This is a genomic window from Actinomadura montaniterrae, assembly GCF_008923365.1.
GTDB classification, from domain to species: domain Bacteria; phylum Actinomycetota; class Actinomycetes; order Streptosporangiales; family Streptosporangiaceae; genus Spirillospora; species Spirillospora montaniterrae.
On record NZ_WBMR01000048.1, the window covers coordinates 36,929 to 51,907 of the forward strand.

Annotated in this window: 11 protein-coding genes and 2 tRNA genes; 3 read left to right on the plus strand and 10 right to left on the minus strand. The window is 71.8% G+C overall.

Going from position 1 to position 14,979, the window contains the following annotated elements:
- Positions 1–301: 301 nt before the first annotated feature.
- Positions 302–375, minus strand: a tRNA-Met gene (locus F9B16_RS18645).
- A 45-nt stretch (positions 376–420) separates the two neighbouring features.
- The gene (locus tag F9B16_RS18650) at positions 421–1,065 is read right to left on the minus strand and encodes a TetR/AcrR family transcriptional regulator (protein WP_151541365.1); all 645 of its coding nucleotides are present in this window, start codon (positions 1,063–1,065) and stop codon (positions 421–423) included.
- A gap of 69 nt (positions 1,066–1,134) precedes the next feature.
- Here F9B16_RS18650 and F9B16_RS18655 point away from each other — a divergent pair, with 69 nt between their 5' ends.
- Positions 1,135–2,337: a cytochrome P450 gene (locus F9B16_RS18655; protein ID WP_151541366.1), complete on the plus strand. Its 1,203-nt coding sequence runs from the start codon at positions 1,135–1,137 to the stop codon at positions 2,335–2,337.
- A gap of 9 nt (positions 2,338–2,346) precedes the next feature.
- Here the strand turns inward: F9B16_RS18655 and F9B16_RS18660 are convergent, their stop codons facing one another.
- The 3 genes from F9B16_RS18660 to F9B16_RS18670 all read right to left on the minus strand — a co-directional run bounded on the left by F9B16_RS18660 (position 2,347) and on the right by F9B16_RS18670 (position 6,558).
- A complete protein-coding gene (locus F9B16_RS18660; protein WP_151541367.1) occupies positions 2,347–3,843 on the minus strand; it encodes a serine/threonine-protein kinase in 1,497 nt (498 codons plus the stop codon).
- 152 nt (positions 3,844–3,995) lie between these two features.
- Positions 3,996–5,627, minus strand: coding sequence for an L-glutamate gamma-semialdehyde dehydrogenase (pruA, locus tag F9B16_RS18665; protein ID WP_151541368.1), 1,632 nt, complete (start codon positions 5,625–5,627; stop codon positions 3,996–3,998).
- Positions 5,628–5,643: 16 nt separating this feature from the next.
- Positions 5,644–6,558 carry a proline dehydrogenase family protein gene (locus F9B16_RS18670; protein ID WP_151541369.1) on the minus strand — a complete coding sequence of 305 codons (915 nt, stop codon included), beginning with the start codon at positions 6,556–6,558 and terminating at the stop codon, positions 5,644–5,646.
- A gap of 101 nt (positions 6,559–6,659) precedes the next feature.
- Here F9B16_RS18670 and F9B16_RS18675 point away from each other — a divergent pair, with 101 nt between their 5' ends.
- Positions 6,660–7,754: a PucR family transcriptional regulator gene (locus F9B16_RS18675; RefSeq protein WP_151541370.1), complete on the plus strand. Its 1,095-nt coding sequence runs from the start codon at positions 6,660–6,662 to the stop codon at positions 7,752–7,754.
- Here the strand turns inward: F9B16_RS18675 and F9B16_RS18680 are convergent, their stop codons facing one another.
- From F9B16_RS18680 to F9B16_RS18700, 5 genes are all read right to left on the minus strand, one after another.
- Positions 7,755–9,317, minus strand: coding sequence for an acyl-CoA synthetase (locus tag F9B16_RS18680; RefSeq protein WP_151541371.1), 1,563 nt, complete (start codon positions 9,315–9,317; stop codon positions 7,755–7,757).
- Between the two features lie 308 nt (positions 9,318–9,625).
- Positions 9,626–9,699: transfer RNA gene (locus tag F9B16_RS18685), tRNA-Met, on the minus strand.
- 57 nt (positions 9,700–9,756) lie between these two features.
- The gene (locus F9B16_RS18690) at positions 9,757–10,806 is read right to left on the minus strand and encodes a YlbL family protein (RefSeq protein ID WP_151541372.1); all 1,050 of its coding nucleotides are present in this window, start codon (positions 10,804–10,806) and stop codon (positions 9,757–9,759) included.
- Positions 10,807–10,834: 28 nt separating this feature from the next.
- Positions 10,835–11,281, minus strand: a complete 447-nt coding sequence (locus F9B16_RS18695) for a molybdenum cofactor biosynthesis protein MoaE (RefSeq protein ID WP_151541373.1) — start codon at positions 11,279–11,281, stop codon at positions 10,835–10,837.
- A 32-nt stretch (positions 11,282–11,313) separates the two neighbouring features.
- Positions 11,314–11,853: a PPA1309 family protein gene (locus tag F9B16_RS18700; RefSeq protein WP_151541374.1), complete on the minus strand. Its 540-nt coding sequence runs from the start codon at positions 11,851–11,853 to the stop codon at positions 11,314–11,316.
- A gap of 110 nt (positions 11,854–11,963) precedes the next feature.
- Here F9B16_RS18700 and F9B16_RS18705 point away from each other — a divergent pair, with 110 nt between their 5' ends.
- The gene (locus F9B16_RS18705; RefSeq protein ID WP_151541375.1) at positions 11,964–14,894 is read left to right on the plus strand and encodes a UPF0182 family membrane protein; all 2,931 of its coding nucleotides are present in this window, start codon (positions 11,964–11,966) and stop codon (positions 14,892–14,894) included.
- Positions 14,895–14,979 lie beyond the last annotated feature (85 nt).

A 14,979-nucleotide genomic window follows, 5' to 3' on the forward strand; every position in this document is an offset into this window, starting at 1 on the left:
TCGGACACAAAAAACCACCATTAAGCCCCAATCACCACCCCCTAAACGAAGGGCGAACCCCGAGGGGGCAAGGGGCGAAGCCCCAAATGCAGGGCGCAGAGCAAGACCCCGCACATGCAGGACGAAGGGCGAAGCCCGAGGGGGGCAAGGGGCGAAGCCCCATACGCGCGCGAAGCGCGCCCGGGGGCGTGGGGGCGGAGCCCCCACACCGGGGGGCCCGGGGGGTCGTCCCCCCGGTAAACGGCGAAGGGTCCTCCCGGGGAGCAGACGAAGTCTGCGACCAGGAGGACCCTAGGACCCGTAGCGGGGGCAGGATTTGAACCTGCGACCTCTGGGTTATGAGCCCAGCGAGCTACCGAACTGCTCCACCCCGCGGTGATGTCTTAACTCTATGGGGCTGGGGTTGCTTGCGCAAACCGGTTAGGGACGGGGTGTTGCGGGGGCGTGTACGGGGGCTTGCAGGGCGGCGGTGAGCATGGCGGTGAGGTCGGTGACGAAGGCGTCGTGGTCGAGGAGGGTGGGGTCGGGGTGGCCGGGTTCGATGCGGCCGGTGCGGTCGGCGAGGGCGGCGGTGAGGAAGGCGATGGCGACGGCGATGCGTTCGAGGGCGCGGGGTTCGGGGAGGCGGGTGCGGCAGGCGGTCTGGAGGAGGTCGAGCTGGCGGGTGAGGGCGGTGCCGGCGATGACGGGGGGGACGTGGTGGCCGCGGATGCCGGCGCGGCCGGCGAGCTGGGCGGTGATGCGGAGGAAGTCGCGGCCTTCGGGGGTGCGGAGTTCGGCGGCGGTGGGTTCGACGATGGCGGCGACGATGCCGTGGAGGTCGGCGGGGTGGAGGGTGGGGAGGGTGGCGGCGCGGGCGGGTTCCATGCGCTGGACGCCGGCGCGGAGGATGGCGTCGAGGAGGCCGGCGCGGGAGCCGAAGTGGTAGGTGATGGCGGAGTCGTTGCCTTGTCCGGCGAGGGCGACGATGTCGCGGGTGCGGGCGGCGTCGATGCCTTCGGCGGCGAAGAGGCGGGCGCCGGCGCGGATGAGGCGGTCTCGGGTGGCGCTTGCGTCTCTCGGCACGCGGTGATACTAACAGAGGGCGTTAATAACGGTGCTCGTTACAACCCCCAACCCCCGGAGGGCCGCGCCATGGCGGACGTCTACGACCCGTTCGATCCCGGCTTCCAGGCCGACCCGTACCCGGCGTACCGGCGGCTCCGCGACGAGGACCCCGTCCACCACCACGACGACCCGCCGTTCTGGGCGCTGTCGCGGTTCGAGGACATCTGGGCGGCGACGCGGGACGCGGCGGCGTTCTCGTCCGCGCAGGGGCTGACGTTCTATCCGGACGAGATCGGCACGCTGGGCCTGGCGCCGACGATCGTGATGCTGGATCCGCCGCGGCACACCGTCCTGCGCCGGCTCGTGAGCCACGGGTTCACGCCGCGCCGGATCGCGGCGCTGGAGGACATGCTGCGCGGGTTCGTCCGGGAGAACATCGCGCGGATGGAGCGCGACGCGGCGGACGGCGGCACCCCCGACCTGCACCGGGACTTCTCCGCGCCGCTGCCGACGTTCGCGCTGGCGCACCTGCTCGGCGTCCCGGAGGCGGACCGGGCCCGGTTCACCCCGTGGGTGCGGGCGCTGACGACGCTGCAGGACGACGGGTTCGACCTGAAGGCGCTGAAGGACGACGCGGTCGCCGCGGTCGGGGAGATGTTCGAGTACTTCACCGGCGTGATCCAGGCGCGCCGGGACGACCCGTCCGACGATCTGATCAGCGCGCTGACGGTGGCCGAGGTGGACGGGGAGCGCCTCACCGACTGGGACATCCTCGGGTTCTGCTTCGTGATGGTGGCGGGCGGGAACGACACGACCGCCAACCTGATCTCGCACGGCGTGATGCTGCTGGACACCGACCACGCGCAGCGGGAGCGGCTCGCGTCGGACTCCTCGCTGATCCCGAACGCGCTGCTGGAGTTCCTGCGGCTGGAGGCGTCCGTGCAGGCGCTCGGCCGGACGACGACGCGCCCGGTCACGGTCCGCGGCATCGAGATCCCCGAGGGGCAGAAGGTGATGATGCTGTTCGGGGCCGCGAACCGGGACGAGCGGGAGTTCGGCCCGTCCGCCGGCGACCTGGACGTCACCCGGGAGATCCCGCGCCACCTGGGCTTCTCCAGCGGCGTCCATTTCTGCATCGGCTCGCACCTGGCGAAGCTGCAAGCGCGCGTCGCGCTGGAGGAGCTGCTCCGCGCCCATCCCCACGTCGGTGTGGACCTGGAGAACGCGCAGCGCATCGCGTCCCCGTTCACGCGGGGGTGGATCGGCCTGCCGGCGACGGGGATCGGCTGAGCCGGGCGCTCACCCCGTGGACGGGGTGGTCCCGTACCCGTTGCCGTAGAAGGCTCCCTGGTGCATGCAGTTGACGCTGGCGAACTGCCCCTTGGCGGACCGTTCCTGGATGACCTTGCCGTCCAGCGTGATGCTGCAGTGGATGGTCCCGGACTTGATCCCGGTGTTGCCGCCGACGCTCAGGAAGTTGAACTGCGACGCCTCGAACGTCGCGGTCCACGGAGGCTTGACCGACTGGTTGGTCATGCCGCCGTCCGGGGGCATGACCATGACCGAGATGGGCGACACGCTGCCGGTCACCTTGTAGACGATCTTGTGGACCGCCGGGGTGGACGGGGTCGCCGAGGCCGAGGACGCGGCGGCGGTCGCGGACGGGACGGCCGGGTCGGCGGGCTCGTGCCCGGCGCCCGTCCCGCCGCCCGACGGCAGGACGAGGACGGCGAGGGCGCCGGCGGCCACGAGGGCGGCGACCCCCGCACCCGCCGCGATCAGCAGCCGCGGGGACTGCCGGCCTCCGGCGGAGTGCGGCGCGGTCATGACGGCCGTGCCGGGGTTCGTCGAGGGGCCGTGGGGCGGGAGCCCCGGCGCCGGGAAGCCCACCGGAAGCGGGCCCGGAGGCGGGCCGGGAGGCGGCGCGGCCGGCGGCGGGAGCGGCGTGCCCTGCCCCTCCGTCCGGAGGAACGCCGCGACGGCGCCGGCGCTCGACGGGCGCTGGTCCACCTCCTTCGCGAGGAGGTCGAGGACGAGCCGCTCCAGGTGCGGCGGCACGTCCGGGCGGACGGCGCCGACCCGCGGCGGCGGCTCGTTCAGGTGCGCGTACATCAGGCCGGGCAGGCCGGAGCCGGAGCGGAAGGGAGGTTCGCCGGTGAGGAGCTCGTGGAGGACGCACCCGAACGCGTACAGGTCGGACCGGTGGTCGGCGGCCTCCCCGCGGTACTGCTCGGGGGCCATGTAGAGCGGGGTGCCGACGGACCCGCCGTCCTGGGTGAGCCGCGTCGCGGCGTCGGCGAGGCCGGCGATGCCGAAGTCGCAGAGCTTGAGGCGCCCGTCGGCGAGCACGAAGAGGTTCGCGGGCTTGATGTCGCGGTGCACGATCCCGCGCGAGTGGGCGGCGGCGAGGGCGTCGGCGACCTGGGCGGCGAGCCCGGCGGCCTCGGCGACCGGCAGCCCGCCCGGGCGGCGCCGCAGGAGCGTCTGGAGGTCCTCTCCTTCGAGGAGCTCCATCACCAGGTAGGCGAGGCCGTCCTCGGTGCGGCCGACGTCGAACACGACCGTGATGCCGGGGTGCTGGAGCGCGGCGGTGGCCTCCGCCTCGCGCTCGAACCGCTCCATCGCGCCGGGCACGTCCGCCAGCTCGGCGGGCAGCGCCTTGACGGCGACCGGGCGGCGCAGCCGGGTGTCGAGGGCGCGCCAGACCTCGCCCATGCCGCCGCGGCCGATCAGGCTCTCCAGGCGGTACCGGCCGTCGAGCTCCGTTCCGGCGGCGAGCCGCGGCCCGTCCGTCATGTCCGCCTCCCCGCGGCCTTCGCGCTCACTCCCCGATTATGGATTCAGACGAACGGTGTTGTCCATTTGACATGCGCGCGCCCGCGGCCGGGGGCGGGGTCCGGCCGCGGGCGGGTCCGGCCGGGGGTCCGGCCGCGGGGCGCCGCGCCCCGTCAGCCCATGTGCGGGTAGCGGTGGTCGGTCGGCGGGACGAACGTCTCCTTGATCGAGCGCGGGGACGTCCAGCGCAGCAGGTTGAACACCGAGCCGGCCTTGTCGTTGGTGCCGGACGCGCGCGCCCCGCCGAACGGCTGCTGCCCGACGACGGCGCCGGTCGGCTTGTCGTTGACGTAGAAGTTGCCGGCGGCGTACCGCAGCACCTCGGACGCGTGCGCGATCGCGGCCCGGTCCGTCGCGATGACGGCGCCGGTCAGCGCGTAGCCGGCGACCGACTCCATCTGCGCGAGCATCTCCTCGTACCGGTCGTCGTCGTAGACGTGGACGCCGAGGATCGGCCCGAAGTACTCGGTCGTGAAGATCTCGTTCTCCGGGTCGCCGGACACGAGGACGGTCGGCCGCACGAAGTACCCGACGGAGTCGTCATAGGTACCCCCGGCGACGATCTCGACCGACGGGTCCTCCTTCGCCCGGTCGATCGCGGCCTTGCTCTTCGCGAACGCCCGCTCGTCGATCACCGCGCCGATGAAGTTCGACAGGTCGGACACGTCGCCCATGGTGAGGCCCTCGACCTCGTCCGCGAACCGCTCCTTGAACCCGTTCTCCCAGATGGAGCGCGGGATGTACGCGCGGGACGCGGCGGAGCACTTCTGCCCCTGGTACTCGAACGCGCCGCGCACCAGGACGGTCTTCAGCACGTCCGGGTCGGCGGACGGGTGCGCGACGACGAAGTCCTTGCCGCCCGTCTCGCCGACGAGGCGCGGGTAGCTCCGGAACTTCTCGATGTTGTTCCCGACCGTCTTCCACAGGTGCTGGAACGTCGCCGTCGACCCCGTGAAGTGGATGCCGGCGAGCTCCGGATGGGCCAGCGCGACCTCGGAGACGGCCAGCCCGTCCCCGGTCACGAGGTTGATGACGCCCGGCGGGAGCCCCGCCTCCTCCAGCAGCCGCATGGTGAGGACGGCCGCGTAGGTCTGCGTCGGCGACGGCTTCCACACCACGACGTTGCCCATCAGCGCGGGCGCGGTCGGCAGGTTCGCGGCGATCGCGGTGAAGTTGAACGGGGTGATCGCGTACACGAACCCCTCCAGCGGCCGCAGGTCCGACCGGTTCCACACGCCGGGGCTGCTGATCGGCTGCTCGGCGAGCAGCCGCCGCGCGAAGCTCACGTTGAACCGCCAGAAGTCGACCAGCTCGCACGGGCTGTCGATCTCCGCCTGCTGGACGGTCTTGGACTGCCCGAGCATCGTCGCCGCGAGGATCGTCTCCCGCCACGGCCCGGCGAGCAGGTCGGCGGCGCGCAGGAAGACGGCGGCGCGCTCGTCGAACGGCAGCGCCCGCCACGCCGGCGCCGCCTTCAGCGCGGCGTCGATCGCGTCGCGCGCGTCGTCCTCGGTCGCGGTCCCGAACGTGCCGAGCACCGACGCGTGGGCGTGCGGCTGGACGACGGCGACCTTCGCGCCCGCGCCGAGCCGCCGCTCGCCGCCGATCGTCATGGGCAGGTCGACCGGGGCCTCGGCGGTCAGCTCGGCGAGCCTCGCCTCCAGCCGGGCCCGTTCGGCGCTGCCGGGCGCGTACCCGCGCACCGGCTCGTTCGCGGGCGTCGGAACGGTGGTCACGGCGTCCATGAAAGGGGCCTCCTACTCAGCGAGAGACGAACGAACGAAGGAAGAACACGAGGTTGGCGGGCCGCTCGGCCAGGCGGCGCATGAAGTAGCCGTACCAGTCGCTCCCGTACGGCACGTAGACGCGCATCCGGTGGTCCTGCGCGAGCCGCCGCTGCTCACCGGCACGGATGCCGTACAGCATCTGGAACTCGTACGAGTCGGAGGACCGGTCGTTCACGACGGCGAGCGTCCGCGCGATGTCGATCAGCCGCGGGTCGTGGCTGCCGACCATCGGGTAGCCGTCGCCGGCCATGAGCACCCGGAGCCCGCGCACGTAGGCCCGGTCGATCTCGGCCTTGCTCTCGAACGCGACCGACGCCGGCTCCGCGTAGGCGCCCTTGACGAGCCGGACCCGCGAACCCTCGTGCGCCAGGTCCCGCAGGTCGCCCTCCGTCCGGCGCAGCATCGCCTGGATCGCCACGCCCGCCCACGGGAAGTCGGCGCGCAGCTTGCCGAGGATCTCCAGCGTGGAGTCCACGGTCGTGTGGTCCTCCATGTCCAGCGTGACCGTCATGCCGGCCCGGTCCGCCGCCGCGCAGATCTGCCGGGCGTGGTCGAGCGCGAGATCGCCGGGCAGCGCCTGCCCGAGCGCCGACAGCTTCACCGACGCGTCCGCGCCGACGGCCAGCCCCTGCTCGGCGAAGACCTCGAACATGGCCAGGTAGGCGTCCCGCGTGGCCTCCGCCTGCGCCCGCTCGCGCGTGTACTCGCCCAGGTGGTCCAGCGTGACGCGCAGGCCGTCCCCGGTCAGCTCCCGCACCGCCCGGACGGCGGCGTCCAGATCCTCCCCGGCGACGAACCGGTCGACGACCCGCCGCGTCAGCGGGACGGAGGTCACGAGGCCGCGCATGCGATCGCTGCGCGCGGCGGCGAGGAGAACGGGACCGAGCATCAGGGGCCTCCAATCGACACCTCGACGGTAGGAAACCGGCCCCCGCACCGCGTATAGTCAAATGCCACTTTCAACCAGCAGCATCTTCATACAAATGTCCTATGGCTCCTGATCTGCAAGAGATCGTGGAACTCGCCGCCGACCTCCTCGGCGCCCCGGCGACCCTGGAGGACCGCGACTTCCACCTCGTCGCCTACGCCGCGCACGGCGACACGATCGACCCCGTCCGGATGGACTCGATCCTGCACCGCCGCGCGACCGAGGCCGTCCGCACCCGGTTCGAGTCCTACGGCATCGCCCGCGCCACCGGGCCCGTCCGCATCCCCGCCGACCACTCCCTCGGCCAGCTCGGCCGGCTCTGCCTGCCCGTCCGCTGGAGCAACGTCACCTACGGCTACCTCTGGCTGCTCGACGACCAGGAGCGCATCACCGACGCCTCCCGCGCCATGCCGCTCTGCGAACGGGCCGGGCTCCTCATGGCCCGCCAGGCCCGCGAGCGCGACGACCTCGGCTGGAAGGTCGCCGACCTCCTCTCGGCCCAGCCGGACGTCCGCGCGCAGGCCGCCAACGAGCTCGCCGAGGCCGGCGTCCCCGACCCGCCGCTCGCCGTCGCCGTCCTGCGCAGCCCGAGCACCGACCCGCTCAACCCGTGGCTGCTCCCCCACTCCGTCCTCACCACGGTCTGGCAGCGCGACCACGTCCTGGTGATCCCGGCGTCGGCGTCCCCGCGCACCGTCGTCGACCGGGCCCGCCGCCTCCTGGAGGAGCGCACCTCACCCGTCCACGCGGGCTTCTTCTCCCCCTGCCCCACCCTGGAGACCGTCCACGAGGGCTGGCTCCGCGCCCGCGTCGCCGCCCGCACCGCCGCCCCTGGCGAGACCCGCGACTGGACGTCCCTGGGCGTCCTGCGCCTCCTCCGCGCCGCCGGCGACGAGGCGCTCACCCAGACGACCCAGACCCCCGGCACGGAGGCCCTCCTCCAGCACCCCGACCTGGCCCTCACCGCCCGCACCTACCTGGACCTCGCGGGCAACGTCCAGAGAACAGCACAAACCCTGAACATCCACCGCCAGACCCTCTACCACCGCCTCCGCCGCATCGAGGACCTGACGGCGCTGACCTTGACCAACGGCCAAGACCGCCTAACCCTCCACCTATCCCTAACCCTCGCCCCGCACCTCCAGCAGGACGACTGATCAGGACTCCGCGAGAGGAGCGTGCAGTTCGCGGAGCTCGCGCTTGAGGATCTTGCCGCTGGGGTTCTTCGGCAGCGACTCCGCGATCACCACATATTTCGGCCGCTTGTACCCGGCGAGCCGCTCGCGCACATGTGCGTGCACGTCGTCGACGCCCAGCGCCACCCCCGGCTTCGGCACGACGACCGCCGTGACGGCCTCGATCCAGCGCGGATGGGCGATGCCGAAGACGGCGACCTCGGCGACCCCGTCCAGCTCGTAGATCGCCTCCTCGACCTCCCGGCTGGCGACGTTCTCGCCGCCCGTCTTGATCATGTCCTTCTTCCGGTCGACCACCGACAGGTAGCCGTCCTCCGTCATGATCCCGAGGTCCCCGGAGTGGAACCACCCGCCCCGGAACGCCTCCTCGGTCTTGGCCTCGTCGTTGTAGTACCCCAGGGCCGCGTGCGGGCTCCGGTGCACGATCTCGCCGACCTCGCCCGCACGCACAGGACGACCATCGTCGTCCACGAGCATCGTCTCGACGTTGATGGCGGCCCGCCCCGCGCTGCCGGCCCGCTCCAGTTGCTCGTCCGGACGCAGGATCGTCGCGAGCGGCGCCATCTCCGTCTGCCCGTAGAAGTTCCAGAGCCGCACGTCAGGCAGCCGCCGCAGCAGCTCCCGCAGCACCTCGACCGGCATCGCGGACGCGCCGTAGTACCCCTTCCGCAGGCTCGACAGGTCCCGCGTCTCGAAGTCCGGGTGCCGCAGCAGCGAGATCCACACCGTCGGCGGGCAGAACAGCTTCGTGACCTTCTCCCGCTCGATCGTCTCCAGCAGCAGAGCCGGATCGGGCCCCGGCAGGATGACGCTGGTCGCGCCCAGGTAGACGTCGACCGAGAAGAAGCAGTCCAGCTGCGCGCAGTGGTACATCGGCAGCGCGTGCGCCTCGACGTCGTCGGCGGACATCTCCCCGTCGACGACGCAGCTCACGTACTGGCTGATCAGCGACCGGCTGGTCAGCATCACGCCCTTGGGCCGCGACTCCGTCCCCGAGGTGTACATCAGCCGCAGCGGGTCGTCGTCCCCCACCGCCACGTCCGGCGCCGCGGCGGACCCGTCGCGGCACCACGCGTCCACGTCGTCCCACCCGGCGGGGCCGTCCCCGATCCGCCCTCGCACGCCGCCCTCGACACCGGCCGCCGCGAGCGCCTTCTCCGCGACGGGCACCAGCGCGCCCTCCGCCACGATCCCGGACGCACCCGAGTGCTCCAGGATGTAGGCGATCTCGTCGGCGCCCAGCATGAAGTTGACCGGCACCAGCACCACGCCCAGCTTCGCCGTCGCGAACGCCAGCACCGCGTACTGCCAGCAGTTGTGGGACAGCAGGGCGAGCCGGTCGCCCTTCACGAGCCCCCGCCCCGCCAGCGCGTTCGCCGCCCGGTTCACCGCCGCGTCGAACTCCGCGTACGTGAGCCGCACCTCGCCACTCACCACCGCGACCTTCCCCGGATACCGCCGAGCCGTCCGGTGCAACAGATCGCCGTAGGAGTGCTGCCGGGCACGCGCAACCGCCGAGGACATCGAACACCACGCTTTCCGCTGGTCAAGTGACCTGGATCATACCGAAACAGCCAATCCGGCCACCCCACCCCAAGCCGAGCGGGCGGCAAGCCCCAAAAACAGCGCGCAGAGCAAGAACCCGCACATGCAGGACGAAGGGCGAAGCCCGAGGGGGGCAAGGGGCGAAGCCCCATACGCGCGCGAAGCGCGCCCGGGGGCGTGGGGGCGGAGCCCCCACACCGGGGGGCTCGGGGGGTCGCCCCCCCGATAAACGGCGAAGGGTCCGTGGGGAAGCGCCGAAGGCGCGACCACACGGACCCTAGGACCCGTAGCGGGGGCAGGATTTGAACCTGCGACCTCTGGGTTATGAGCCCAGCGAGCTACCGAACTGCTCCACCCCGCGGTGATGGCTCAACTGTATTGCATGGCGGGGGCGCGACCAAATCGGTTCCCGCGGGGGTCACTTGGTGCAGGCGGGGACGGTGCCCTTGCCGGTGGTGATGGCGTTGATGGCCTGGATGGCGGTGTGGAGGGTGTCGGCGCGGACGAGGCGGAGGCCGGCGGGGCGGGCGCCGAGGGCTTCGGAGCAGTTCTTCTTGGGGGTGAGGAAGACGGTGGCGCCGGCGCGGCGGGCGGCGATCATCTTCTGCTGGATGCCGCCGATGGGGCTGACCTGGCCGTCGGCGTCGATCTCGCCGGTGCCGGCGATGAACCTGCCGGCGCTGAGGGGGCCGGGGGTGAGCTTGTCGTAGATGGCGAGGGCGAACATGAGGCCGGCGCTGGGGCCGCCGATGTCGCCGACGCTGATGTCGATCTTGAAGGGGAACTTGTACTGGTCGCCGAGGACGACGCCGACGACGGCGCGCTTGCCGGTGGGGTCGGCGACGGTGGTGAGGGTCTGGGTGGTGTCCTTGCCGCCGCGCTGGACGGTGAGGGTGACCTTGTCGCCGATCTTGCGCTTGGCCATGGCGCCGGTGACCTGGGCGGTGCTGGTGACCTTGGCGCCGTCGAGGGCGGTGACCTGGTCGCCGGGCTGGAGCCTGCCGTCGGCGGGGCGGCCCTTCTGGACGCCCTGGACGATCACCTGGGTCTGCAGGGGGACGCCGAGTTCGTGCAGGGCGGCGGCTTTGGCGCTCTGCTGGGAGTCCTGCATCTGGCGGGTGTTCTCCTGGTCGACCTGCTTCTGGCTCTCGTCCTTGGGGAAGTAGAGCTCTTCGGGGACGATGGCGGTGTCGTGGTCGAGCCAGCCGCGCAGGGCGGTGAAGAGGTCGATGCGTCCGCCGGGGCCGCCGCGGTAGGTGACGGTGGTGAAGTTGAGGTGTCCTTCGTCGGGGTAGGTCTGCCGGCCGTCGATGGTGATGACCTGCTGGCCCTTCTCATTCGTGCCGAGGGTGTTGCTCGTGGGGCCGGGCATCAGCGCGATGTAGGGCACCGGCATGAGGGAGCCCACGAGGGCCAGCGCGAGGATGAGGACGCTCGCGACGGTGAGCGTGGCGGCACGACGAGACATGGTCGGAACTCTATGCGGATCGGGCGGGTCAGCAGGCCCCGACCCACTCGTCTCCCCCGTCGGCGAAGGTCTGGTGCTTCCAGATCGGCACCTGGGCCTTGAGGTCGTCGATGAGGCGGCGGCAGGCGTCGAAGGCTTCGGCGCGGTGGGGGCAGGACGCGGCGACGACGACGGCGAGGTCGCCGATCTCCAGGTCGCCGACGCGGTGGACGGCGGCGAGGGCGCGGACGGGGAAGTCGGCGGCGACCTTCTCCATGACGGCGCGGAGTTCGCGTTCGACGGTGGGGTGGGCGCTGTAGGAGAGGGCGCGGACGTCGCGGGCGTGGTCGTGGTCGCGGACGGTTCCGACGAACAGCGCGACGCCGCCGGCGGCGGGGTCGCCGACGGCGGCGAACACCTCGTCGACGGACAGCGGGGTGTCGCGGATCTCGGCGAGCCGGATGGCGGTTCCGGCGGCGGCGCTGTCTTCGCTCACGTCCTGCAGGCTACCTTTCCGCGGCGGGCCCGCTAGGGGCGAGGGGCGGGCTCGTCGGGCTCGAAGGTGCCGGCGAGGGCTTCGGCGAGGGCGGGGACGAGGTCGGGTCCGGCGAGGACCTCGTCGTCGGTGTCGTGGCGGCGGAGCCGGAGGGCGGAGTGCCGGGTGCCGTCGCGGAGCACGCCGACGATCATGCGGACGTCCTCGCGTTTGGGGTGGTTCGCCGCGTATTCGGCGGCTTCGGCCTCGTCCTCGGGGATGTCGTCCTCGGCTTCGGGCGGGAGCACGACCCGTTCGATGACGAGCGCGCAGCCTTCGACGGTGTCGGGCCAGGCGATGGCGGCGAGGGCGTCCTCGACGCCGGCCTTCTCGGGGAGGGCGGGCTGTTCGAGGGCGGCGAGGGTGTCGGCGTCGGGGGGCAGGCCGAGCTGGTCGGCGAGGTCGGGCTCGGCGCGGCGCAGCTCGGTGCTGCGGACGAGGGCGTAGAGGCGGGGCGCGGAGTCCCAGCCCTCCTGCGCCGAGTGGCGTTCGAGGTCCAGCACGACTTCTTCCAGAAGACTCACGGGGCCCATCTTTCCCCGTCCGGGGACCGGGAAATGCGGGAACCCCGGTGGTAGTCGGTAAGTTGCTTACACAGCACCGGCCCGCGGCCGGTGGGCCGCGATCTCGATCGGAGGGGCAATTGGCCTTCCGGACTGCCGGTACCGGGCGCCGGTTCGGCGCCGGGCGCACCCGGCTGATGCTGCCGGTCCTGGTGGCGCTGGCGTTCCTGCTGGTCGCTTTCCTGGTCTTCACCGCGGTCTACACGAATCTGCTGTGGTACCGCTCGGTCGGCTTCTCGAAGGTGTACACGACGCAGCTGCGCGCCGAGGCGGTGCTGTTCGCCGGGTCGGGCCTGCTGATGTCGCTGGTGGTGGGCGCGAACGTGGCGGTGGCGTACCGGCTGCGCCCGGCGTACCGGCCGCTGTCGGTGGAGCAGCAGGGGCTGGAGCGGTACCGGTCGGTGATCGATCCGCGCCGGCGGCTGATCTCGTTGGGGCTGCTGTTCCTGCTGGGCGTGCTGACGGGGTCGTCGGTGGCGGGCCAATGGCAGGTGTGGCTGGCGTTCCTGAACCGGACGCCGTTCGGCGTGAAGGACCCGCAGTTCCATAAGGACGTGTCGTTCTACGTCTTCACCTATCCGTTCCTGCGGCTGGTGCTGGGCGTGGTGTTCGCGACGGTGATCCTGTCGTTCCTGGCCGCGGTGATGGTGCATTACCTGTACGGCGGGCTGCGGCTTCAGGGGCCGGGCGACAAGGCGAGCCCGCCCGCGCGCGCGCATCTGTCGGTGCTGGTGGGGATTTTCGTGCTGCTGAAGGCGGTCGCGTACTGGCTGGACCGGTACGGGCTCGTCCATTCGGAGCGGGGCGTGACGACCGGCGCGTCCTATACGGATGTGAACGCGCTGCTGCCCGCCAAGACGATCCTGGCGGTCATAGCGCTGCTGTGCGCGGTGATGTTCTTCAGCAACCTGCTGCGGCGCGGGATGATGCTGCCGGGCGTGGGGTTCACGCTGCTGGTGCTGTCGGCGATCCTGCTGGGCGGGCTGTATCCGCTGCTGATCCAGCAGTTCCAGGTGAAGCCGGACGAGCTGGCCAAGGAGCGCGGGTACATTCAGCGCAACATCGACTTCACGCGGCGGGCGTACGGGGTGGGCGGCGCGCAGGTCGTCCAGTACGGGTCGTCGCCCCAGACCGACCAGAAGAAGCTGCAGGACGAGGCGAACGGGCTGGGCGGCGTCCGCGTCCTGGACCCGAACGTGGTCGGCCCGACGTTCGAGCAGCTGCAGCGGATCCGCCCGTTCTACAAGTTCCCCGACACCCTGGACGTCGACCGCTACACCGTGGACGGCCAGACCACCGACACCGTGGTGGCGCTGCGGGAGCTGTCGGGCGCGCCGTCGGGGCAGCGCAGCTGGGTGAAGGACCGGATGGTCTACACGCACGGCTACGGGTTCGTGTCGGCGTACGGCGACCAGATGGCGCAGGGCGGGAACCCCGACTTCATCACCCGCGACATGCCGGCGTCGTCCGGCCAGCGGATCCAGGTGACGCGGCCGGAGATCTACTTCGGGGAGCGGTCGCCGCGCTACTCGGTGGTGGGCGGGAAGGGCCAGCGGGAGCTGAACTACCCCGACAACAGCCCGGACGACGGGCAGCAGAGCACCACCTATGACGGGGGCGGCGGCGTCCCGGTCGACTCGTTCTTCCACAAGCTGCTGTACTCGGCGCGGTTCCAGGACAAGAACCTGCTGCTGTCCGGGGCGATCAAGAAGGACGCGCGGATCCTGTACGACCGGTCGCCGCGCGAGCGGGTCCACAAGGCGGCGCCGTGGCTGACGCTGGACGGCGACCCGTATCCGGCGGTGGTGCAGGGCCGGGTCGTGTGGATCGTGGACGGCTACACCACGTCCGGCGCGTACCCGTACTCGGAGCAGACGAGCCTCGGCGAGGCGACCCGCGACACGATCACCGACACCCGCTCGTCGGTGGCGCGGCAGGCGAACGACCACATCAACTACATGCGGAACTCGGTGAAGGCCACGGTGGACGCCTACAGCGGCGCGGTCCACCTCTACCAGTGGGACACCGAGGACCCGATCCTCAAGACGTGGATGAAGGTCTTCCCGGACACCGTCCAGCCGAAGGCGAACATCCCGGACGACCTGCTGGCGCACTTCCGCTACCCGCAGGACCTGTTCAAGGTGCAGCGGCAGGTCCTCACCAAGTACCACGTGACGGACCCGTCGGCGTTCTACAACGGCGAGGGGTTCTGGGAGGTGCCGCAGGACCCGACGACGCGGGGCAAGCTGCAGCCGCCGTACTACCAGAGCCTGAAGATGCCGTCGCCGTTCGACGGCGCGGCGGCGTTCTCGCTGACGACGGTGTTCAACCCGCGCGACAACCCGCAGCTCGCCGCGTTCATGGCGGTCGACTCGGACCCGACGAGCAAGTACTACGGGCAGATCCGGGTCCTGCAGATGCCGCGGGACGCGCAGCCGCCGGGCCCGGGGCAGGTGCAGAACTCGTTCGAGACGGACTCGCAGGTAAAGGGCGACCTGTTCGCGCTGCGGCAGGGCGGGACGAAGACCGTCGCGGGGAACCTGCTGACGATCCCGTTCGGGGGGAGCCTGCTGTACGTCGAGCCGATGTACACCAAGGCGTCCGGCGGGAAGGAGCAGCAGCCGTACCCGCTCCTCGGCAAGGTGCTGGTGCGGTACGGGACGCGGATCGCGGCGGCCGGCACGTTCGCGGACGCGCTGAAGCAGGTCCTCGGCGGGTCGGGGCCCCCGGCGGTGACGGGGTCGGGGTCCGGGGACGGCCGGCTGACGCCGCAGGAGCAGCAGGCGATCAGCGACCTGCAGAAGGCCGTGAACGACTACGAGAACGCCCAGCACAAGGGCGACTACCCGGGCATGGGCGAGGCCTGGCAGCGGATCAAGCGGGCGCAGGAGGCGCTGTCGGCGGCGCAGCAGGCGGGCGCGAAGCAGCAGCCGAAGCCGACGCCGGACGCGACCGCCTCGCCGTCGGCGACCCCGTCGCCGAGCGGCCCGGCGGAGGCGTCGTCCGGCTGACCCGCCCGGCTGACCCGCCCGGCTGACCCGCCCGGGGGCGGGGGCGGGTCAGCGGCGGCGCTTGCGGGCGCGGCGGATCGCGGCG